The following is a 22,263-nucleotide window of genomic DNA, read 5'->3' on the forward strand; positions in this document are numbered from 1 at the left end:
AAAACTAAAAAGGGTTTCAAGAAATAAATCTTGAAACCCTTTTTTATGTGCACTACTTTAGTTTCGATAACTACGGAATTAATCGGTCAATACGAAGCTGTTCAAACAAATCGTAAAATGAATCTTCCGTTCTTTGAAAAACAGGAAATCCGAGTTTACGACTTTTAGACATATCTGTCATGACTTCAATTGGTCGCCCTAAGTCAAGATCAGTATGCCACGGAGAAGCCAATTTATTTAAATCAGACTCTTGAAGCGCATATTGAACGGCAATATTTTTCCAAACCGGAGCTTCATTTACCATTTGTTCTTCAAGTGGATGAATTGTGCCATCATACCCTATTGCTTCAATCCCGAATGATGCCGCTAATTTTTTCCAAAGCCATTTCCAACGAAAAAAATCTCCATTTACTACATTGAATGCTTCGTTACGAGCCGCTTCTGTAGTGGAAGCCCATATTAAATGTTCTGCCAATACTCTGGCATCCGTAACATCTGAAAGTCCATCCCATTGTGCTGCTGAACCCGGCCACTGAAATGGCTTTCCTGTTTCTTTACAAATACTGGCATACACCGCGAGCGTAGTTCCCAGATTCATTAAGTTGCCTACCGCTTTTCCTATAACCGTATGCGGGCGGTGGATGCTCCATGTAAAACCATCTCGCGCTGCAGCGGCATACACTTCATCTTCTTGAGCATAATAAAAATTCTCTATTTCAAGACGCGGTTGCTCTTCTCTAAGTGGAGTTTCAGGCAAAAATCCTTCTTTAGCGTAAGCCTCAAACGGCCCAAGATAATGTTTCAGTCCCGTAACAAGCGCTACGTGTTGCACTGAATTTTTAGGCGATAATGCTTCGAGAAGATTTCTGACCATTAAGCTGTTCACGCGTATGTTTTCGGCTTCAGAGTCCTTACGCATCCAACTTGTAATGTAAATGTGTGTGGGAGAAATATCTTTTAAAGCTATTTTTAAATTCTCCAAATCCAAAAGATCTGCAGCAACTGGCTGAAGATTTTCAATGTCTTTTCTTGGGTTTCTGGCTAAACCGAAAGTCGTCCAGCCTTTGGCAATAAGTTTTTCTGCGAGATTGCTACCCGTTATTCCGGTAGCTCCAACTACTAACGCTATATTTTCCATAATTCTATTTTAAAATTTTATGAAGTACAAAATTCGAAAACATTCAATGGATTATAAAGGACATACCTCACAGAAAACTTGTGACCTATATCACATCAATGCGACAAGCGACTCAATGTTTCTCTTGAAATACCAAGATAAGATGCTATCAAAGTTTTAGGAATGCGGTGAATCAAATCTGGATATAACTGGATAAATTGCGTGTATCGTTCCTCTGAATTCTTGCTCATTAGTGATAGAATTCGGTTTTGAAGCGCAATATTACCAGCGGTCATTTTTTGCAGAAAGAAGAATTCCATTTTCTGCAACTCGGCACACAGCTTTTCTCTGTTATCAAGAGTGATATAATAGGTTTGTGCATCTTCTAAGCAGTCAATATTGAGTGTGGCATTCTGGTTATTATAAAAACCCTGATTATCCGTTATCCACCAATCTTCCATGGCAAATTGCAAAATATGGCTTTTACCTGATTTGTCTATATAAAAAGATTTCAACAGCCCTTTTACAACAAAATGAACATACGGAACAGGATTTTCCTGCTGAACAATGTATTGATGTTTTTTATACTTACCAACAGAAAAGTGAGAGAGCACCAATTGAAATTCATCATCTGTTAATGGTACAATTTTCTCAATTTGTCTTCTTAAAATTTCTTCCATACCTCCTTTTATTATTACACGGATAAAAATACGATTAAAAAAGAATGATTAAAAGGCTTCCATTTAATTCGGTATAATTCGAAAACCATCAGCTTTCATTAAAAAGTAAAATCTCCCGTTAAAAGGTTTGTTTTTAATGAGTTCTAAAAAATTTTATACTGATTTAAATATTCTTTGTGTTTTAACGACGCATTATTTTTTTATATTTGGAAATGGTTTTTTTAAGTTGTTTTTCTAAAAAGCAGTTTTGAAAAGAGAATATCAATTTTATAAATAATTTTTAAGGTAAAAGAATGAAAGAAAACAATCTCTCCGTTTGGTCTGCTATTTTATTGTGTTCAATAAGTTTGCTGTCCTATTCCCAGAAAATAGAAAATCAAAATACGCTGACAGAAGAAGAAAGCAAAGAGGGTTGGGCACTGCTTTTTGACGGAAAAACAACCAAAGGATGGCACCTTTACAATGAAGGAAATATCCAATCGGCTTGGTCAGCTGCAGGAGGAGAATTGGTATGTGACCCAAATACAGAAAAAGTTGTTCGTGGAGATCTGGTTTCAGATAAAGCATATGATAATTATGATTTGACTTTTGAGTGGAAGATTACCAAAGGAGGAAATAGCGGTGTATTTATCAATGTTCAGGAAGCAGCCGAGTTTCCAACAGCCTGGACAACTGGTCCTGAGTACCAACTGTTGGATAATGCAAATGCCTCAAGCCATAATTTGAAAGATGGAAAGCGCTTATCCGGTTGTATTTATAGTTTGTCTCCATTAAAAAATAAAGTACAGTCAAAAAAATTTGGTGAATGGAATACTTCTCGAATCCTTCAACAAAATGGCCAAATTACATTTTGGTTAAATGGTGTTTTAACGGGTCAGGAAGATATGAAGAGCAGTCGTTGGAAGGAGTTAGTTGCAGAAAGTAATTTGGGAAAATTTCCGTCTTTTGGAAAAGCAACTAGCGGTAAAATTGCATTTCAGGATTGGGCAAATGGAGTATCTTTAAGAAATATCAAAATAAAAGAGTTGAATTAAGCATTCATAATTCATAGAAAATAATACGTAAAAGACTATCGGTACTGATGGTCTTTTTTGTTTTTGTCTCATAATCAAAATGCCTTTTACTTATTACAACCATCGTAAAACCTATATTTTGAGTTAGTTATAGCTGTATTTTAACAATGTTTTTTTATATCATTGTGTTGATGTGACACATTATTTATTATATTTGAAATCGTTTTCGTAAATTTAACGGAAACAGAAAAGGGTGTCAATTACAATTTTGCCTTTTAAAAACCAGATTAAAAAATATAAACCACTATAATTTAGCTAATTTAATTACCAAAAACAAGAACCAAGATATGAAAAAAAGAATTGTATTACCTGCGTTACTTTTACTTGTTGGAACGCAAACGTATGCCCAAAAAAAATGGACAGAAACACCTAAAAACTCCCATAACATTGTTCAAAACCAAGGAGGACAAACATTAGGATATTCTCCAAAATCAGGAATTAAAATCATACAAGCAGACGGCTTGGCTTTTAAAGACCTCAACAAAAATGGGAAGTTAGATATTTATGAAGATTGGAGAAAACCGGTAGCGGAACGTGCCAAAGATCTTGCCTCTAAAATGACGGTAGAGCAAATGGCCGGATTAATGTTATACAGCAGGCATCAAGCTATTCCGGCACAGGAAGCAGGAATGTTTACCGGAACCTATAATGAAAAACCATTTTCTAAAAGTGGTGCAAAATCATCTGATTTGTCTGATCAGCAAATTGCATTTTTAACCAAAGACAATTTACGCCATGTACTAATGACATCTGTTGAAAGTCCAATAGTTGCGGCAACATGGAATAATAATATACAAGCATTAGTGGAAGGTATTGGAATGGGAATTCCTTCCAACAACAGTTCTGATCCAAGAAATGGAGCTAATAAAGATGCCGAATACAATGCAGGTTCGGGTGGAGCTATATCACAATGGCCGGAAGAACTAGGATTAGCCGCTACTTTTGATGCCGCTATCACGGAACAATTTGGTGCAATTGCTGCCAAAGAATACAGAGCTATGGGAATCACCACAGCGCTATCGCCACAGATTGATTTAGCAACAGAACCAAGGTGGAATCGTTTTGTGGGTACTTTTGGCGAAGACCCGAAACTTGCGACTGATATGGCAAGAGCTTATGTAGACGGATTTCAAACATCTCCAAAATCGATTAATGCGTATGAAGGATGGGGAAATCAAAGTGTCAATGCGATGATTAAGCACTGGCCAAGTGGTGGTCCGGAAGAAGGAGGTCGTGATGGACATTTTGCTTATGGAAAATTTGCAGTATATCCAGGAAATAATTTCGAAACCCATTTAAAACCCTTTACAGATGGTGCTTTTCAGTTAAAAGGAGCTACTAAAAAAGCCTCTGCAGTCATGCCATATTACACTGTTTCGTATGGTCAGGATAAAAAATACGGTGAAAATGTGGGTAACGGATTCAGTAAATACATCATTACAGATTTGTTAAGAGACCAATACGGGTATGATGGAGTGGTTTGCACCGATTGGTTAATTACTGCTGATGAAGGCGCTAAGCCAGATATCTTTTCAGGGAAATCTTGGGGTGTTGAAAAATTAAGTGTTGCCGAAAGACATTATAAAGTCCTGATGGCGGGTGTGGATCAATTTGGCGGAAATAATGATATCAATCCAGTGCTGGAAGCATATCAAATGGGTATAAAAGAACACGGAGAATCATTTATGCGCAAGCGTTTTGAGCAATCAGCAGTTCGTTTGCTTTTGAATATTTTCAGAGTGGGATTGTTCGAAAACTCCTATTTAGATCCTAATGAGACCAAAGCTATTGTGGGAAAACCTGATTTTATGAAAGCAGGTTATGACGCGCAATTGAAGTCTGTTGTGATGATTAAAAACCAAAATAAAACGTTGCCAATTGCCAAAGGTAAGACGGTATACATCCCAAAAAGAGTTACTCCGGCAGGAATCAACTTTTTTGGACAACCATCACCAGAAAAAATTGAATATCCGGTTAATCTAGAATTGATTAAAAAATATTATACGGTAACGGATGAGCCTGCTAAGGCGGATTTTGCAATTGTATTTATCAAAAGTCCGATAAGTGGCGGATACAGCAGAGCCGATAGAGAAGCTGGTGGAAATGGATATGTGCCCATTAGTTTGCAATTAAAAGACTATACCGCAGTCGATGCCAGAGCACAAAGTATTGCTGCCGGAGATCCTGTAATTGACCCAACGATTACCAACCGTTCGTATTTGAATAAAACGTCAAAATCAAATTCGTACCCAGATTTAAACACCATTCTGGAAACGAAGAAAGCGATGAATGGAAAACCGGTATTGGTGTCTGTGAATATTTCTAATCCGATGGTTTTTGGAGAATTTGAAAAAGAGGTTGATGCAATCGTGGGAGAATTTGGCGTACAAGTAGAAGCTTTATTAGATATTGTTTCGGGTAAAACAGAACCTTCCGGATTGTTACCTTTACAAATGCCGTTGAATATGACTACCGTTGAAAAACAAATGGAAGACGTTCCTCACGACATGACACCCTATAAAGATGCTACTGGAAATGTGTATGATTTTGGTTTTGGATTAAACTGGAAAGGGGTAATCAAAGATGCCAGAACTGCAAAATACAGCGTCAAGAAATAAACAAATTATATTTAAACCACCTAGCTATTTAGGTGGTTTTTTTATGTCCAATTCCGAATTTGAATTTGAATTCTGACGATAAAAAAGAGATCCAATCGCTTTGTTTTGTTAATTCTACGCAAAATTAAAGACTTATTTGTCTTTTTAAATCCGCTTTTACTACCTTTAAAAAAGATTTCTTTCTTTAAAAGATTAAAAATTATACTCATGAAAAAAATAATAATAGTCTCCCTCTCGATTCTTTCATTTCTCTCTTTCAGTTGCGAAGCACAAGTAAAGCCAAATGATATTTCTATAAAAGACGAGGTAAAAAATTATACCATTGAAACCGTAGCTTCAGATATTGCAATTCCGTGGGGAATGACTTGGTTGCCAGACGGAACAATGTTAGTTACTGAAAAAAGTGGTATTCTGTATCATATCAAAAACGGTATAAAAACCGAAATCAAAAATGTTCCCAAAGTATATTCTCGTGGACAAGGCGGATTGTTAGATGTCGTTTTACATCCTGATTATGCTAAAAATGGTTGGATTTATATGACGTATGCTTCCGATGAAGGTGAAGGTACCGGCGGTAATACTAAACTTATTCGAGCAAAATTATTGGACGAAAGTCTGACACAAATCGAATCGCTTTACAAAGCCACTCCCAACACTACAAAAGGACAGCATTTTGGTTCCCGAATTGTTTTTGACAACGATGGTTATTTGTATTTCTCTGTTGGTGAGCGTGGCGAACATTTCGTAAATCCGCAAGACATTAAACGCGATGGTGGAAAAATATACCGTTTAAATGACGACGGAAGCATTCCTAAAGACAATCCGTTTGTCGGTCAGGCCGGAGCCAAAGAAGCTATTTACACTTATGGGAATCGCAACCCGCAAGGAATGGCAAAAAACCCCGTAACAGGAGCAATTTGGGCACATGAACACGGTCCTCAGGGTGGCGATGAAATCAACATCATAAAAAAAGGAGTCAATTACGGATGGCCTATTGTTACTTATGGAATCGATTATGACGGAACAACCATTAGTAAAGAAAACGAAAAACCAGGCATTGAAAAACCCATTTATTATTGGCTGCCTTCTATCGCTCCAAGCGGAATGACTTTTGTGACCGGTGATAAATATCCAGACTGGAAAGGACATTTGTTGGTTGGTTCTTTAAAATTCCAATATCTTGAATTGCTAAAATTGAAAGGCAATGAAGTTATAGGCAGACAAAAAATTGCTACCGATATTGGTCGTGTACGTAATGTCGTGCAAGGTCCGGATGGCTATATTTATATGGGCGTTGAAGGAAAAGGAATACTCAAAATTATACCGAATTAAATTATGTTGACAACGAAATTATTTTTAGGATTTGGAATATTTATATTGGGAAGTTTCTCTTTCGAAAACCCATTTTCCCAAGACAACTATATTGAATTGAATAAAGAAACCGCTGTTGTTTCAAAATTTCAGTCACCAGGAAAAGAAATCTATGCTGATTTTTGCATGCAATGTCATGGTGCAAATGGCAAAGGAGATACTAAAAACTTCCCTCCTCTTGACGGTTCTGACTGGTTAAAAACCAAAAGAAATCAAAGTATTGCTGCTGTGAAATTTGGACAAAGTGGCGAAATTGTTGTCAATAAAATCAAGTACAATAGCAGCATGCCGGCCATGGGACTTACGGATCAGGAAGTTGCTGATGTGATGAATTACATCATGACTTCTTGGAGCAATAAACAACCCAAAATCGTTACTGAGAAAGAAGTCGCAGCCATTAAAAAATAAATTCAGGCTTAGGATTTCTATCTAAAAAATATACGATACCGAAAAACCACCATAAAAATTTACGGGATTTCCGGGGTAAAAATAACGTGGTGCAGCAGTGCCAAAACCAACTGCGTTAGGCAAAATATTAGCCGCATATTTGGTGTCCAATGCGTTATTAACTCCGGCATTCAGCTCTGTTTTTAGGATTTTAAGAATAGTAAAAACATACGTCGTTTTAATATCGAGCAACGAATACCGCTCACTGTATTTTGTATTGGAATCATTTAACGGAATTTTACCCATGGTTCGGAAAGACGTGTTTACACTAAATCCATTTTTGGTATTTAAATCCACTCCAAAATTAAATTGCTTTTCGGGAACGCCTGTAAGTTGGTTTCCCGAATAATCAGCATCACCATCCAAGAATTCTTTGAATTTAAAATTATTCACCGCACCTGAAAAATAAGGCTTAATTTGAAGTTGGGTCAGTTCTAAAAGTGTATAATTAACCAAGAATTCTAAACCCGTATGCGAACTGCTGCCCGCATTAATCCCTACAAATTGATCATTGTCAGTGCGACGTGCCACCAATAAATTTTTAATTTGTGTGGTGTAAAAAGTTACTTCGGTGTATACTTTATTTTCAAGCCAATTCCCTTTGAAACCCAGTTCATAATTCCAACCTATTTCTGGTTTTAAATCGGTGTTTATTTGACCTTCGGGAGTCAATGTTTCAGCCACTGATGGAACCGAAAATCCTTTGCTGACGGATGTAAATATGTTTTTTCCATTGCTTATTTTATACGAGAAACCAACTCGTGGCGACCAAACATTTCCAAAAGTAAACGGCATCTTTTTACCGCCAGAATTATTTTCGAAAACATCTTCTAACGAATATTTGGTTGTGTTTAATGCCACTCCGGTTTCCATATGCAGCTTTTCTGAAATCCAAAGTTCCATTTGTAAAAAGTAGTTGGTGTAATTCCGATTTTGTTTGATAGCGCTGAACTCATCGCCTTTTATACTTCCTTGTCCCGGTTGCGATTGGTATAAATTTTCAAAAAGCGAATACGCATACTTTTCCGTTAATAATTCGGTTCCTAAACTCAGTTCAAACGGCAAAGAAAACAATCGGTCTTTATAATTTACATTGGAACGAAAACCTGCTGCACTTGTTTTTTCATCCAAAATATCAAACGGTCTGGGCTCGTAAGCATCTTTAAAATTAGAAAAAACACTGGTTTGTAGGGACCATTTTTCAGAAAATTGATGGTCGTACCCTAATCCGAGCATGAATTTATCATACGACTCAAAACCTTGTGCCGCAGCCCAAGTAGCAGCTGCTTTTTCAGGATTGTTTTTTAAATCCGTTTCATTGATAGAACTCGGAATAAAAGCTTTCAATCGAGTGAATGCTCCCAAAAATGACAAACTTCCGTTAGAAGCGATTTTTTGTTTGCCGTGGAGATTAAATGATTTTCTGTTATAAGAACTATTTGCCCTAAATCCGTCACTTTGTAAATTAGTATAACTTGTGAATACATTCGTTTTGGAATCACTGTATCCTGCCGAAAGTCGGTTTTGCAACAACCCAAAACTTCCAAAAGTGACCGTAGATTTTCCAAATGATTCCAGCAAAGGAGTCTCTCTTGAAAACAGCTGAATCACTCCGCCCAAACCGGAACCAAAACTGGTGGAATTTGGTCCTTTTATAATTTCTATTTTTTCGATTGAAGCCAAATCAATATCATCAATAGTAGTTTCGCCTTCACCGGAACTCAATGGAATCCCATCAAAATAGGCTTTTATTTTATTGGTCCCATATTGAGATCGCGCGCCAATGCCACGAATAGTAATCCTGTTGGTATTGAAAGCACCTTGTTGCATCGTAACGCCAGGGATCTTGTTTAAAATTGGAGTCAATATAATTCCGTCACTTTTATTAATGTCAGCTGTAGTAATCACTGAAACGGAGGAAGCAACATTTTGAAGCACATTCTTGATAGGCGAACCTTTCAAAGTGATTTCTGAAAGTGCAATAGTATCTTTTTTTATTTGTCCAAAAATAGCAGTGGCACTGCATAAAAAAAGAAGAAAAGAAAGGAATTTTTTGAACAATTGTTTGGTATTTAGATGAGTAAAAACTTTTATAAAGTTAGCCTTTTCTTTGTATTTCCCAAAAGCTATTCTGAAATTGTGATAAAAGTAAACTGCCTTTTTATAAAAATTAAAAGCCAAACAATTAACTGATGTACATTCCGTTTGAATATTAAATTGAAAGAAGCTTGAAGATCGAATTCGGGTAGTTTGAAAAAAATTAAAATCCGTGAATTATATAAAAAATAGCCCGTTGAAACACTATTATAATTGATATCACACTTCTAAAATACTTTATCTTTACATTGAAAATAAATAGAATTAATTTATGAAAAAATCAGCTATTGCATTTATTACACTTCCTTTACTGCTTTTAAATATTTCTTGTGAAAAAGGAAAAGCGGCTGATGCTGTAAATGGTACAGAGAAATCAGATACCGTAAAAACGGATACTACAGAAAAAACGAAAACCCTTACCATTGATACTGTTGACTATAACAAAAGAATGGTGGCATTAAGCAATAATGACACTACCGGGAGATGGCCTGTAAAAGCGCCCTATCCTTTGCCCGGCGCATTGTTACCGTACAATAGAATTATTGCGTATTACGGAAATCTATATTCTACCAGAATGGGAATATTGGGTGAACTTCCCCGAAAAGAAATGCTGGCAAAACTACAAGGCGAAGTCGCCAAATGGCAAGCAGCTGACTCTACTGTGAAAGCAATTCCTGCTTTGCATTACATTGCTGTAACCGCTCAAGGCGCTCCGGGAAAAAATAATATGCACCGCATGCGAATGCCTTTTAAACAAATAGACACTATTATAAGTTGGGCTAAACCAATCAATGCCTTGGTTTTTTTAGATGTACAAGTAGGACACAGTACCGTTAAGGACGAAGTGGAACAACTGGAACAATATCTTGCTTTGCCAAATGTTCATCTAGGAATTGACCCTGAATTTTCGATGAAAAACGGAGAGCGTCCAGGATCCAAAATTGGTAGTTTTAATGCTGAAGATATTAACGATGCTATTGATATTTTGGCAAACATAGTGCGCAAAAACAAGTTGACTCCAAAAGTGCTCGTAATACACCGCTTTACTCAAGGAATGGTTAAAAATTACAAAGCGATTAAAACCGTTCCTGAAGTTCAAATTGTAATGGATATGGATGGTTTTGGTAGTAAAATTCTAAAAAAATCCACTTACCTGAGTTATATTTATAGAGAGCCCGTACAGTTTACCGGTTTTAAATTGTTCTATAAAAATGACAACAAAAAGGATTGGAAAATGTACAGCCCGGAAGAGTTAGTGAAATTCACTCCAAAACCAATTTACATTCAGTACCAATAATTACTATTTGATTTATGAAAAATATCTTATGTCTTATTTTTGGTGCATTTATAATATTAGTTGGCTGTCAATCAGAACCTCGTAAAATAGTCCCTGAAACACCACTTATTGCAGTGCCCGTAAAAAAAGTTGTGACCAAAAAAGTCATGGCAGATGCAGCGACTATTCTTTCGAAAAAAGAAGTACCCATTTTATGTTATCATAACATCAGGGATTTTAGCGCCAGTGCGAGCGGAAACATAAAAGTGTACACCGTAAAACCTCCCGCTTTTGCAGAACAAATGAAAGCTTTGGCCGATGCCGGTTACGAAACTATTTTGCCGGAACAATTGTATGACTACTTAGTCTATGATGTCCCATTGCCTGCAAAACCTATTATGATAACCTTTGACGACACGAGAGAAGAACAGTTCAGCATTGGTGCAGCCGAAATGAAAAAATACGGTTTCAAAGGCGTGTTTTTTATCATGACAGTATCAATTAACCGTCCTGGATATATGAGCAAAGAACAAATTAAAAGCTTATCTGACAACGGGCATGTTGTAGGCGCTCATACTTGGGATCATCATATGGTTACAAAATATGCCGGAGATGACTGGAATATGCAATTGGTAAAACCAAAAGCAAAATTGGAAGATATAATAGGAAAACCGGTTAAAGATTTTGCATATCCGTTTGGTTTATGGAATACAGCCGCAATTCCTGAAATAAAAAAGAGCGATTATAAAATGGCCTATATATTGTCTACCAAAAGGGATTCTGTAGATCCATTGTACACCATCAGACGCATCATCGTCTCTGGAACTTGGTCTACTGAAGGAATGATGAAGGCTGTTAATTCTTCCTTTAATAAAAATCCATAAAACAGTATTTGTTCAAAAACACAAACAATCTCAATTATTAAATCATCTTAATAATTGAGACTTTTTTTGTTCGAAAAATAAATTGAATCTTTTTTATTTTTAATTCTACACCCCTACTTTAATCTCTATTTTGATTTATTTTTTACAACAATTGACACCAATACTCCTTTATTAACAGGGTTTTTTATTTCAATAAATATTTTTCACTGCGAAATCACAAAAAACAACATTGCAAAAAATAAGAATTATCAAAAAAGAATTATCAAAAAAAGAATGCTGTAAAAATTATTAAATAGTCACATAATCATCATTTACATCGCTTTAAAATTGGTATTTTAGCTACTATAATGCGTTTTAAATAACAAAATGCTGTTAAGTTTAATTATTTAATAATGGTGTAAAATATGATGAAGTCGATACCTAATTTAAACCCGAACGGCTGGGACGAAATGTTTTCTAATGAAGGTGTTCGGGAATCTTACCGTCAGGTACTACAAACATTACAAAACCTAAACCACGATAATCTGAACGACAAACACCGACAGGCTTCTGATTTTTTTATGAATCAAGGTATCACTTTTACGGTTTACAGTGACGACAATCAAGGTATCGAAAGAATTTTTCCTTTTGATATAATCCCAAGAATTATTACCCAAAGTGACTGGAACGAAGTAGAATCTGGAATAAAACAAAGGCTGAAAGCACTCAATTTATTCTTGGAAGATATCTATAACGAGCAGCATATTATAAAAGACGGTATAATTCCCGGAGCATTAATTGCCTCTTGTCCTCATTACATTCAAGAAGTTCACGGGATTAAAGTTCCTCACAACATTCATGTACACATTGCAGGAATTGATTTAATTAGAGGTGCCAAAGGAGAATTTTATGTGCTCGAAGATAATCTGAGGTGTCCAAGCGGTGTGAGTTACATGCTTGAAAACAGAGAAATAACCAAACGTATTTTTCCTGAAATGCTTACTTCAAACCATGTCAGTATGGTGAGCAATTATCCGATGATTTTTCATAATATTCTGGTTTCACTTTCTCCAAGAAGCATTTCCAACCCAAATGTAGTTTTACTAACACCGGGAGTGTACAACTCGGCGTATTACGAGCATACTTTTTTAGCAAGGCAAATGGGAATCCCTTTAGTCGAAGGAAGAGATTTAGTCGTGAATAACAATAAAGTTTATATGAAAACCACTTCGGGACTTCATCAGGTAGATGTTATTTACAGACGACTGGATGATGAATATCTTGATCCTTTGGTTTTTAAACCAGACAGTACTTTGGGTGTTCCCGGACTTATAAGTGCCTATCGACAAGGAAATGTAGCACTTGTGAATGCTGTGGGAAATGGCGTTGCTGATGACAAAGCTGTATATGCTTACGTGCCTGACATGATAAAATATTACATGAACGAAGAGCCGATTCTAAAAAATGTTCCTACGTACAGAATGGAAAATCTGGACGAAAGAGAAATGGTTTTTGCCAATATGGAAAACATGGTAATCAAGGAAACCAATCAAAGTGGTGGTTATGGAATGATAATGGGAAACAAAGCAACCCAACAAGAATTAGAAGATGCAAAAATTGCCATTGTTGACAATCCGCGTAATTTCATTGCACAACCCATCATTCAACTCAGCACCGTTCCTTGCCTTATCGACGGCGAACTAAAACTGCGTCATGTGGATTTGAGACCTTATGCTTTGTGCGGTCCGAATGGTGTAAAGATAGTTCCGGGCGGACTAACCCGAGTGGCGCTTACCGAAGGTTCATTAGTCGTTAATTCTTCCCAAGGAGGAGGAAGTAAAGACACGTGGATTGTAAAATAAATCACAGAATTAACTCTACACTCTCTTAAAAAAATAACAGAATGAAAGTAAATATGCTCAGCCGGGTTGCAGACGGAATGTTTTGGCTTAACCGATATATGGAAAGAACAGATGGAATGTTACTTACCCTAAATACTTTTTATATCTTATCTTTTGATAAGGAAATGAACGATTCTCAGGGTTACAAACCGTTATTGGAATACTATACTGATTTGCCTATGGAACAAATAAATCAAGTGCAATACGACACTAATTTTGTTCTAAAGTATATTATTTGCGACAGCCCAAATTATAATTCAGTGAAAAATCTAGTTATCAAAGCACGAGAAAATGCGAGAGGTTCACAGGATAAAATTACAAAAGAACTTTGGGAACATATCAATTCTTTGTATCACTTCATGAATTCACCTGATTTGCCAAAAAAATTAGAAACATCTGATGCGAGTAATATTATTTCTAAGCTCAATAAAGATTTTTTGCTGTATAATGGTATTTTGCAAGTTACAATGCCCAGAGGATTGGGCTGGTGTTTTTCCAGCATTGGCAAACACATCGAAAGATGTTTACAAACTATTTCTTTAACCCAAGCGTACTACGCTCCTATTGATTATAATCTGGACGGTGAAGAAGATTTATTGTATTGGAGACGATTATTACTATCTCTTTCGGGCTATGAACTGTATTTAAAAAGCTACAGTAATATTCCGCACAATCGTAAAGTGGTGCAACAAGTCATCTTCAACAGAGATTTTGCACACTCGGTGATTTACACATTAGAATTAATAGACACCTATTTAAACAGCTTATTTAAAGACAATAATCTGAGCGAAGCGAGAACATTGCACAATCAATTTGGAAGACTCAAAAGTTATGTTGAATTTACAGATTATCATCATCTTACCAACAAAGAACTGGAAGACATTCTTAACAACACAAGAACACAACTGATTCAATTTTCGACGGATTTTTCAAAATTATTTTTCTCTTACACTTAATAAAAATGGCGATTTTCAAAATAGTACACATCACAAAATACCAATACAACTGGCCTATAAAAGAAAGCATTAATGAAATTCGTTTATTTCCACATCATTTTGACAACCAAGATGTGCTTCAATATCAGCTATTGATAACAAACAATCCCGAAGTTGAGATTTCGCAGGATTACTACGGCAATCGCGTGGGGAATTTCAATACTTTGGAATCCCATACCGAAATGACTATAGAATCCAGAATGTTAGTACGTGTCAATCATTCGCTAAAAATTCCCGAAATAGATCACACAACGGTAAAAGATTTGGTCAAGGAAAAAGAAAAAAGTATTTCTTTACTCCGACTTTGTTATCCCGAAACGATTAAAAAACAAGACGAAATCAATGCGATTCTGAATGAAATAAATTGTTCCGATAAACCCATTATAGAAATTGCCCAACAATGCAATCAATATATTTTTACAAATTTTAAGTACACCAAAGGAATCACTAATATTGAAACCACAGTAGACGAGATTTTAGAAATTAGAAAAGGAGTTTGCCAAGACTTTGCACATGTCTTATTACAACTTTTACGAACGGCAGGAATTCCTTCCCGATATGTGAGCGGTTATATTTGCCCTAACGAAAGTGGTCTTCGAGGCGAAGGTGCCACACACGCTTGGGTTGAGATTTACACTCCAAAACAAGGTTGGCTTGGCTTAGACCCCACCAATAATATCTGGACGATGGACAATCATGTAAAACTTTCCGTTGGTCGTAATTTCTATGATTGCACTCCCGTGAAAGGAACTTTCAAAGGTCTTTCCAGGCAAACGCTTTCCGTTTGTGTTTCGATTGGCTATGAGGATGGACGACAATTTGAAGACATAAATGATGTACAACTCGAAGAAGTTTCAATAGAAATTCAACAACAATTGGATTATATTGAACAACTCCAACAGCAGCAGAAGCAACAGCAACAACAGCAGCAGCAATAATTAATGCCACTTAGTATGTTCTAAAATTTCATAACAAAAAAAAGCACTATTTATTCGAATGAATTAATAGTGCTTTTGCTTTATGTAAAATAACCGTTTTATCTTGGTGACAACCAACCTTCAGGATTATTGTAAGTTGTATTTTGAAGAATTAGGAATTTAATTACTGTTTTTCCTGTCTCGCCATTGGTTCTTACTTTTCCAATGCTTTGTTTAATACTTACTTTATCACCTTTACTAACATTCACAGAACTCAAATTTTGATATACGGTGAAGAAATCCCCGTGTTGTATCATTACCGCCTTGTTTACAGGTGACAAAACAATAACACTAGTTACTTCTCCGCCAAAAACAGCTCTTGCATTTGCACCACGGTCTGTTGTAATTTCAACACCACTATTGTGAACCGTTATGGTGTTGAATAATGGATGCGTCTGATTTCCATAACCAAGTGATATAAATCCTTTTTCCACAGGATAAGGCAACCTTCCTCTATTGGCTCTGAAATTATCTGCAATTATTTTAGCCTCTGGTGTTAATTCTATTTTTGATGATGAAACCGCAGCTTTTGAAACTGGAGCACTTGGATTTGCTTTTGCTTTTTCTAAGGCTGCTTTTCTATTGGCAGCCGCAATAGCTTCACGTATTAATTTATTGATTTGCCTGTCGATTATTCTGTATTCCTGTTGTCTTTGCTTAATTTCTCGGGCAATCTTATTTTTGTCTTTTTTTATGGAATTGACTAGCTTTTGTTGCTCTTGCTTCTCTTTTTCTAATGCCAATCGCTCTTTTTCGTTCTCAGCTATCAGTTTTTGTTTCGCTTTTTTCTGAACATTTAATTTCTCGTTATAATCCGTAAGCTGATTAGATTTCGATTTTATTTCTTCGCCTTGCATTTTTCTGAAACCAGTATATTGTTTCATGTACTGCGCTCTTTTATACGCTTGTAAAAAATTCTCAGAGGACAACAAGAACATGGCACGACTTTCTTCGGAACGGCTTTTATATGATTTTACAATCATTTCAGCATAATCTTCCTTGAGTAAAGCCAATTCTTTTTTTAGCTTATTAATTTGCATTTGATTGATATACATATCATTTCCAAGCAATTTAGTTTGCTTTTCGGTAGTGTTTATCAATTTTTCTTTAAGCTTTATTTTAGTGCTTTGAATCACTATTACATTCACAGCAGATTTTTCTTTTTTCTTAACGGTTTGTAATAACCTTTCATTTTCTCTAATTTCTTTTTGAATTTGAGCTTTACGTTCTTCTAATTTTTCTTGTTGGGATTCCTGACTCCATAGTAATGAAGTCATACAGATAAAGATTAGGCTAAGGAGAAATTTTGGCATATTAAAAAAATATTTTTGCTAATTTACTTAATTATAATTCTTTTGTACCCATTTGGAACACTATATGGAAAAGAAAGTTCTTCATTGAAAGTTACCGTGTTGTAATCCAGATTAATTTCGGTATTGCCTTTCTTCTGAAAAGTATTGATCAGAACACTTGTAGGCAACGTTGCCTCATTGTACACTTTACTGTCAGCATAAGCCACTTTAATCATTCGTTCTTCAGCAGTTTGTGTGATTTCTTGTTTTTGAACCAAAAAATTATCGGCATCTAAAAAGAACGATTTTTTCGTATTTGAATTTGAAGCATCATCTAATCGATACGTTTGTTCCAATAATGATTCAAGATATTTCCCTTTTGTCAAATCATCAATTGCTTGTCCCAATAACATGTTTTGAATTTTATTGTAATCCAAATCAGTTCCCAGCCATTGACTTAAACTGCTAAAATCCCCTTCAAAATAACTACCGTTTATCTTTTCATAATAGTTCACTGATTTTGGCGTAATCAATGCTTTCGCCATTGTAATTCCAAGAAAACGAATGCTTACCAAAATTTGTTCGTCCTTCTTGATCCTAATTTCGGCCGTAACATTTTGAGTTTGTTTGTTGTCAGCATAACGGGCGCTTGACTTAATATATAATGTAGAAAATTGATTTTTATTGTTGTAGTGATTTTCTATTATTTTTTTGGACGTCATATAACCCGCCGCCTCCGTTGTTGGCGCATTACTGGCCGCAACCGCAATGGCTTTCGATTTACAGGAAACCACAAAAAGAGCGAGTACTATTATTATTGCTATTTTTTTCATTATTTTTTTTCTTTTAATAATTGATTGGCTTTAGAAAAATACATTTCTTTTTTCTTGAAATCTCCTAAACCGTTGTATGCTTCTCCCAACTGAATGTTGAAATTTATTTCTAATGCTCTGTCCTCTACTAAATAATCCAAGCCCATTTCCAGCATATCTTTGGCTTTTTTAAATTGTTGCAATTGATTATTTGCCATCCCTGAATAGTAGTAAAACTGAGGCTGTGTTGGAAAAGTATCCACCATTGCGGAGGCTTTTTTGGCAACTAATTCAAATTGCTTTGTCTCTGTATAGGTTTGAAGCAAAAGCAAATTGGTTTCGATATCATCTCCTGAACCGTTTTTCAATGCTTGCTCATAATACTTTGTCGCTTTTGCCCATTGCTTTTTAGCGTGGTAAAACTTTCCTATTTCCTTAGCGACATTAACCGCTGCGTCATTATCAAAATACGAAATCGCTTTTTCTAAATCAGCTGTGTATTGCGGATTTTTATCTGCAAAAATCAAAAACTCATTCAGTATTCGGTGCTTTATTTTAGCATCTATTTTGGTACTGGCCAAAACCACATTCATGGCGTTTATTGCTTTTGGAGCGTCATTACTATCCAAATAATTTTTGAATAATGTTACTTGAGCCCATTCGGAATTTGGTAAAGCTTTTTCGAGTTTTTTGACAATTTCAAATGCTTTTTCTTCCTCATTATTTTTAGAATACAAAACAATCAAACTGATATAATTAGATTCTTCTTTGGGGTTCTTTTCAATTTGCCCTAACAAATTTGAAGCTTCCATATTCTGAAATTTCCCTTCCGATAAAATCTGGCTTTTGTATAAATCCCTTCTGTCCGTTTTTCCAAATGTTTCGTTTAACTCGTTAATTAAATCCAAAGCTTTGTCAAACTGTTTGGTTCCCATATAAAGCGATGTCAAATCTTCTTTATACTTCTCATCAAATTCTATCAATTTATTGATAACCATTATTGCCTGTTTATAATCGCTCGTTTCATAACTCACATCATACATTCCCACCCAGAACCATTTGTTTTTTGGATCAATTTGTGAGGCTTTTTCAAATGAAAAATAGGCATTTTTATATTCCTTTAATGCTAAATAATTTTTCCCTAATTCATAATACACAGCGGCATCATTCGGTTTAATCTTGATACATTTATCCAAAGCCACTACTGCTTTGTCATAATTTTCGATTCCTTTTTGAAGCAATGATTCATAAAAAAATTCCTGAAACTGATCTGCATCGAGCTTAATTTCTTCGGGTTCCGTTTGTGCCAATAGCAAAGCTGAATTGCATTGCAAAACCAGAAATAAAAGTATTAAAGCGCTTTTTTTCATTCTATTTTTTTAATCCCGAATCTATCTTATATATACAAGAATTGAACCATTTTTTATTCTAAAACCGAATAGTCTCCAATACTGATACTTGTAAAGTTACCATCAAAACTGGCATGATTACCAATCATCGCATTATCCAAATTCGCGTTTTTTATGTTAGAGTGCGTTTGTATCAAACTGTTTTTAATACTGCTGTTTATTACATGACATCCTTTTCCTAAAGAAACATTAGGACCAACAGTTGCGTTTATCAACACTACATCTTCCCCAATATAACATGGCGGAATAATTGTGGAGTTCTCTAACTTGACATCAAAATCTACCAAATGTGTCCCGTCATTGTGCAAGAAACCTAACATTCTGGAATTTGTTTCTACCGTAACGTCTTTGTTTCCACAATCCATCCACTCATCGACTGTTCCTGGTACAAATTTCATGCCTTTTGCCATCATTTGCTTGATTCCGTCGTTAATTTGATATTCTCCACCGTGAATAATATTATTATCTAATACTAATTGAAGTTCGTTTTTTAAAACGGCAACATCTTTAAAATAGTAAATTCCAATAACGGCAAGATCCGAAACAAAATCCTTAGGTTTCTCTACCAGTTCTACAATTTCATTCGCTTCGTTTAGGTTTATCACACCAAAAGCCTCTGGATGATCTACTTGTTTTACCCAAATAACACTATCGGCATTTTGATCTAAATCGAAATCGGCACGAATTAAGGTGTCGGCATAAGCAATAACAGCTGGTCCACTCAAGGAATCTTTGGCACACATAATCGCGTGACCGGTTCCTAAAGCTTCATTTTGATAATAAATAGTGCCTTTGGCGCCTAATTTTTGTGCGATAGCAAGTAATTCTTCTTCTACTTTTTTACCAAAACTTTCGTGAATAATAAAGGCTACTTCTTCAATATCTTGATTCAATACGCCAGCAATATCTTCTACCAGACGATGAACGATTGGTTTTCCAGCGATAGGAATTAATGGTTTAGGAATAGTTAATGTATGCGGGCGAAGACGTGATCCGCGTCCTGCCATTGGTACTATTATTTTCATTTTTATTGGTTATTTAACCGCAAAGTCGCGAAGTTTTTCGCAAAGTTCACGAAGATATTACTGTTTTATTTTAGCCACAGATTAAACGGATTAAACCGATTCCCACAGACTTTTAATTAATTTTATTACATGTTTCTTGACCGCTACACTAGGACTGAACACTAAAAACTGAGTACTGAATACTTACTTCACTCCTGTACTTCCAAAACCACCTTCACCTCTGGACGTTTCTGTTAATTCCTGTACTTCAATCCACTCGGCACGTTCGTGTTTTGCTATGATAAGTTGTGCGATACGTTCCCCGTTTTCGATTACAAAATCTTCATTGGATAAATTTACTAAAATCACACCAATTTCACCACGATAATCTGCATCTACTGTTCCTGGAGAATTCAGGACTGTAATTCCTTTTTTGGCCGCCAGACCGCTTCTTGGACGTACTTGTGCTTCGTAACCTATGGGTAATTCTATAAAAAGACCTGTTTTTACAATGGTTCTTTCCAATGGTTTTAGGGTTATCGATTCTGTTAAGTTTGCTCTTAAGTCCATTCCTGCCGATGCTATGGTTTCATAGTTTGGCAAGTCGTGTTGTGATTTGTTGATTATGTTTATTGTCATTGTCTTTTTATTTTAAATATGTAGGGACAAATCGCGACTTGTCCCTTCTTGTCTGTAACTATGTTTCGATTATTTTGAGTTATAGCCCTGATAATAGTGAAAATCCTTTTCCTTTTTTCTTTAAAAGGGAAAAGATTGCAACGAATAGCAGGAAATAGCTCCTAAAAATTTAAATTTAAGCTCTAACTCTTTTTTCGGTTCAAAATTTTGATTAATAATTCTTTTTCGTTGTGGTATATGAAATACATGAACGCGAGTAATAATGTGATTCCTACATAATAATTTTCCCTGAAGCCATAAAATGAAACTGCCGAAAATCCTATTGAAATCAATAGATACATGGCTATTTTGTTCGTATCATACGGAATGGGGTAATATTTATTTCCAAAATAGTAGGAGATAAACATCATGCTTCCATAAGCCGCAATCGTGGCAATTGCTGAGCCGTAATAGCTCATTGTTGGGATTAGCAGGTAATTTAACGCCAGTGTAATTATTGCGCCAATAATGGAAATATAAGCGCCAATATGGGTTTTGTCTATCAGTTTGTACCAAACGGAAAGATTGGTGTAAATGCCCAGGAAAAAGTTAGCCAGAATGATTAACGGCACCACTTTCATCGCTTCCCAATACGACTCATCTTGAATCATGATGTATTTTAAAACATCGGCAAAAACGATTACTGACAACAGAATAAAAGAACCAAAAATGACAAAATATTTGGTAATCGTAGCGTAGGTTTGAGGCGCATCCTCCTTATCAGCGTGGCTAAAAAAGAACGGTTCGATTCCTAATGTGTAGGCCGTACGATACAAAACCATAAATAATCCCAGTTTATAACACGCCGAATACACTCCTACTTCGGCATCTGCAATATTAGCAGGCAGTAATTTACCCAATAAAATTTTGTCGAACTGTTCGTTGATGGCAAATGCAATTCCGGCCACCATAATAGGCAAGCCATACTGCATCATTCGTTTCCAGAGTTTATAATCAAAATGCCATTTCAGCAAAAGGTAATTAGGGGAAAGTATTAAGAATGTAACTAAACTCGCAACGATATTAGACACAAAAATATAGCCTATTTGAAAATCTTCTAAGTAAAAAGAACTTAAAAAACTATCTGGGTTGGATTGTGCAATTACTGGTAAATAACTTAAAAAGAAAAGGTTTAAAACTAGATTGATTGCAACATTTCCAATTTTGATTATAGCATATTTTATGGGTTGCTGATTGACCCTTATTTTAGAAAAAGGAACAATCACCAAGGCATCAAGGACTAAAATCCAGATGGTGTACGTAATGTACTGCGCATCAATTCCAGACCAAATGGCCAATTTATTTCGGAATAATAATGCTATAAATAAAAACGAAAGTGAAGTCCAAAAAAGGGAAACAGATGTTGTTTCCACAACCGATTTCTTATCTGTTTCTTTATTGTAAAACCTAAAGAAAGCAGTCTCAAATCCGTAAGCCAGAATTACATTAAAAAAGATCATCCAGGCAAAAATGATGGAAACCTTACCATATTCGGCTTTTGGAAGCAAATCTGTGTATAATGGAACCAGTATAAAACTGAACATTCTTGGTATGACCGTAGCCAATCCATAAATGGCAGTCTGTTTAAAAAGATTTTTATATAATCCCAAAATGATATGTCTATTACTATTTATAAAAACAAAAATAACGAAT

At 35.6% G+C, this 22,263-nt stretch carries 18 protein-coding genes; 9 read left to right on the plus strand and 9 right to left on the minus strand.

All coding sequences use genetic code 11. The features are described 5' to 3' along the window. Positions 1-70: 70 nt before the first annotated feature. Together C8C87_RS14630 and C8C87_RS14635 are read right to left on the minus strand one after the other, a co-directional pair. Positions 71-1,138, minus strand: a complete 1,068-nt coding sequence (locus C8C87_RS14630; protein WP_121343094.1) for an SDR family oxidoreductase — start codon at positions 1,136-1,138, stop codon at positions 71-73. 95 nt (positions 1,139-1,233) lie between these two features. Next, positions 1,234-1,797, minus strand: a complete 564-nt coding sequence (locus tag C8C87_RS14635) for a Crp/Fnr family transcriptional regulator (protein ID WP_121343095.1) — start codon at positions 1,795-1,797, stop codon at positions 1,234-1,236. Between the two features lie 293 nt (positions 1,798-2,090). On the opposite strand from C8C87_RS14635, the gene C8C87_RS14640 reads away from it, so the two are divergent. The 4 genes from C8C87_RS14640 (at position 2,091) to C8C87_RS14655 (ending at position 7,267) form a co-directional block, all read left to right on the plus strand. Continuing rightward, on the plus strand, positions 2,091-2,831 hold the full coding sequence (locus C8C87_RS14640; protein WP_121343096.1) for a DUF1080 domain-containing protein: 741 nt from the start codon (positions 2,091-2,093) through the stop codon (positions 2,829-2,831). Positions 2,832-3,157: 326 nt separating this feature from the next. Continuing rightward, entirely contained in the window at positions 3,158-5,488 is a 2,331-nt protein-coding gene (locus C8C87_RS14645; protein WP_121343097.1) for a glycoside hydrolase family 3 N-terminal domain-containing protein, read from the plus strand. Between the two features lie 207 nt (positions 5,489-5,695). Next, positions 5,696-6,820 (plus strand): PQQ-dependent sugar dehydrogenase, encoded by a 1,125-nt coding sequence (locus tag C8C87_RS14650; RefSeq protein ID WP_121343098.1) that lies wholly within the window; start codon positions 5,696-5,698, stop codon positions 6,818-6,820. Positions 6,821-6,823: 3 nt separating this feature from the next. After that, complete coding sequence (locus tag C8C87_RS14655; protein WP_121343099.1) at positions 6,824-7,267, plus strand: cytochrome c; 444 nt, start codon at positions 6,824-6,826, stop codon at positions 7,265-7,267. A gap of 21 nt (positions 7,268-7,288) precedes the next feature. Here C8C87_RS14655 and C8C87_RS14660 read toward each other — a convergent pair whose 3' ends face one another. Next, entirely contained in the window at positions 7,289-9,367 is a 2,079-nt protein-coding gene (locus tag C8C87_RS14660) for a TonB-dependent receptor domain-containing protein (RefSeq protein ID WP_121343393.1), read from the minus strand. Between the two features lie 307 nt (positions 9,368-9,674). On the opposite strand from C8C87_RS14660, the gene C8C87_RS14665 reads away from it, so the two are divergent. From C8C87_RS14665 to C8C87_RS14685, 5 genes are all read left to right on the plus strand, one after another. After that, positions 9,675-10,700, plus strand: coding sequence for a hypothetical protein (locus C8C87_RS14665; RefSeq protein ID WP_121343100.1), 1,026 nt, complete (start codon positions 9,675-9,677; stop codon positions 10,698-10,700). 14 nt (positions 10,701-10,714) lie between these two features. After that, positions 10,715-11,563: a polysaccharide deacetylase family protein gene (locus C8C87_RS14670; RefSeq protein ID WP_121343101.1), complete on the plus strand. Its 849-nt coding sequence runs from the start codon at positions 10,715-10,717 to the stop codon at positions 11,561-11,563. Positions 11,564-11,967: 404 nt separating this feature from the next. Next, a complete protein-coding gene (locus tag C8C87_RS14675) occupies positions 11,968-13,404 on the plus strand; it encodes a circularly permuted type 2 ATP-grasp protein (protein WP_099714003.1) in 1,437 nt (478 codons plus the stop codon). Between the two features lie 41 nt (positions 13,405-13,445). Beyond that, a complete protein-coding gene (locus tag C8C87_RS14680; protein ID WP_099714002.1) occupies positions 13,446-14,399 on the plus strand; it encodes an alpha-E domain-containing protein in 954 nt (317 codons plus the stop codon). Between the two features lie 5 nt (positions 14,400-14,404). Then, on the plus strand, positions 14,405-15,376 hold the full coding sequence (locus tag C8C87_RS14685; protein WP_121343102.1) for a transglutaminase family protein: 972 nt from the start codon (positions 14,405-14,407) through the stop codon (positions 15,374-15,376). Between the two features lie 98 nt (positions 15,377-15,474). Here the strand turns inward: C8C87_RS14685 and C8C87_RS14690 are convergent, their stop codons facing one another. The 6 genes from C8C87_RS14690 to C8C87_RS14715 all read right to left on the minus strand — a co-directional run bounded on the left by C8C87_RS14690 (position 15,475) and on the right by C8C87_RS14715 (position 22,220). Further along, entirely contained in the window at positions 15,475-16,692 is a 1,218-nt protein-coding gene (locus tag C8C87_RS14690) for a murein hydrolase activator EnvC (RefSeq protein ID WP_233550042.1), read from the minus strand. Between the two features lie 59 nt (positions 16,693-16,751). Further along, positions 16,752-17,540, minus strand: coding sequence for a DUF4292 domain-containing protein (locus C8C87_RS14695; RefSeq protein WP_121343104.1), 789 nt, complete (start codon positions 17,538-17,540; stop codon positions 16,752-16,754). Beyond that, positions 17,540-18,889, minus strand: a complete 1,350-nt coding sequence (locus C8C87_RS14700; protein ID WP_121343105.1) for a tetratricopeptide repeat protein — start codon at positions 18,887-18,889, stop codon at positions 17,540-17,542. The genes C8C87_RS14695 and C8C87_RS14700 overlap by 1 nt, the downstream gene beginning before the upstream one ends. A gap of 53 nt (positions 18,890-18,942) precedes the next feature. After that, positions 18,943-19,953, minus strand: coding sequence for a sugar phosphate nucleotidyltransferase (locus C8C87_RS14705; RefSeq protein ID WP_121343106.1), 1,011 nt, complete (start codon positions 19,951-19,953; stop codon positions 18,943-18,945). Between the two features lie 183 nt (positions 19,954-20,136). Next, complete coding sequence (gene dut / locus C8C87_RS14710) at positions 20,137-20,571, minus strand: dUTP diphosphatase (protein ID WP_121343107.1); 435 nt, start codon at positions 20,569-20,571, stop codon at positions 20,137-20,139. A gap of 182 nt (positions 20,572-20,753) precedes the next feature. After that, complete coding sequence (locus tag C8C87_RS14715) at positions 20,754-22,220, minus strand: lipopolysaccharide biosynthesis protein (RefSeq protein WP_121343108.1); 1,467 nt, start codon at positions 22,218-22,220, stop codon at positions 20,754-20,756. Positions 22,221-22,263: the final 43 nt, after the last annotated feature.

This window comes from Flavobacterium sp. 120, from assembly GCF_003633605.1.
Taxonomy (GTDB): Bacteria; Bacteroidota; Bacteroidia; order Flavobacteriales; family Flavobacteriaceae; genus Flavobacterium; species Flavobacterium algoritolerans.

Coding starts and splice junctions, on each gene's coding strand:
- C8C87_RS14630 (WP_121343094.1), bottom strand. CDS start 1,138: ATGGAAAATATAGCGTTAGTAGTTGGAGCTACCGGAATAACGGGTAGC.
- C8C87_RS14635 (WP_121343095.1), bottom strand. CDS start 1,797: ATGGAAGAAATTTTAAGAAGACAAATTGAGAAAATTGTACCATTAACA.
- C8C87_RS14640 (WP_121343096.1), top strand. CDS start 2,091: ATGAAAGAAAACAATCTCTCCGTTTGGTCTGCTATTTTATTGTGTTCA.
- C8C87_RS14645 (WP_121343097.1), top strand. CDS start 3,158: ATGAAAAAAAGAATTGTATTACCTGCGTTACTTTTACTTGTTGGAACG.
- C8C87_RS14650 (WP_121343098.1), top strand. CDS start 5,696: ATGAAAAAAATAATAATAGTCTCCCTCTCGATTCTTTCATTTCTCTCT.
- C8C87_RS14655 (WP_121343099.1), top strand. CDS start 6,824: ATGTTGACAACGAAATTATTTTTAGGATTTGGAATATTTATATTGGGA.
- C8C87_RS14665 (WP_121343100.1), top strand. CDS start 9,675: ATGAAAAAATCAGCTATTGCATTTATTACACTTCCTTTACTGCTTTTA.
- C8C87_RS14670 (WP_121343101.1), top strand. CDS start 10,715: ATGAAAAATATCTTATGTCTTATTTTTGGTGCATTTATAATATTAGTT.
- C8C87_RS14675 (WP_099714003.1), top strand. CDS start 11,968: ATGATGAAGTCGATACCTAATTTAAACCCGAACGGCTGGGACGAAATG.
- C8C87_RS14680 (WP_099714002.1), top strand. CDS start 13,446: ATGAAAGTAAATATGCTCAGCCGGGTTGCAGACGGAATGTTTTGGCTT.
- C8C87_RS14685 (WP_121343102.1), top strand. CDS start 14,405: ATGGCGATTTTCAAAATAGTACACATCACAAAATACCAATACAACTGG.
- C8C87_RS14690 (WP_233550042.1), bottom strand. CDS start 16,692: ATGACTTCATTACTATGGAGTCAGGAATCCCAACAAGAAAAATTAGAA.
- C8C87_RS14695 (WP_121343104.1), bottom strand. CDS start 17,540: ATGAAAAAAATAGCAATAATAATAGTACTCGCTCTTTTTGTGGTTTCC.
- C8C87_RS14700 (WP_121343105.1), bottom strand. CDS start 18,889: ATGAAAAAAAGCGCTTTAATACTTTTATTTCTGGTTTTGCAATGCAAT.
- C8C87_RS14705 (WP_121343106.1), bottom strand. CDS start 19,953: ATGAAAATAATAGTACCAATGGCAGGACGCGGATCACGTCTTCGCCCG.
- dut (WP_121343107.1), bottom strand. CDS start 20,571: ATGACAATAAACATAATCAACAAATCACAACACGACTTGCCAAACTAT.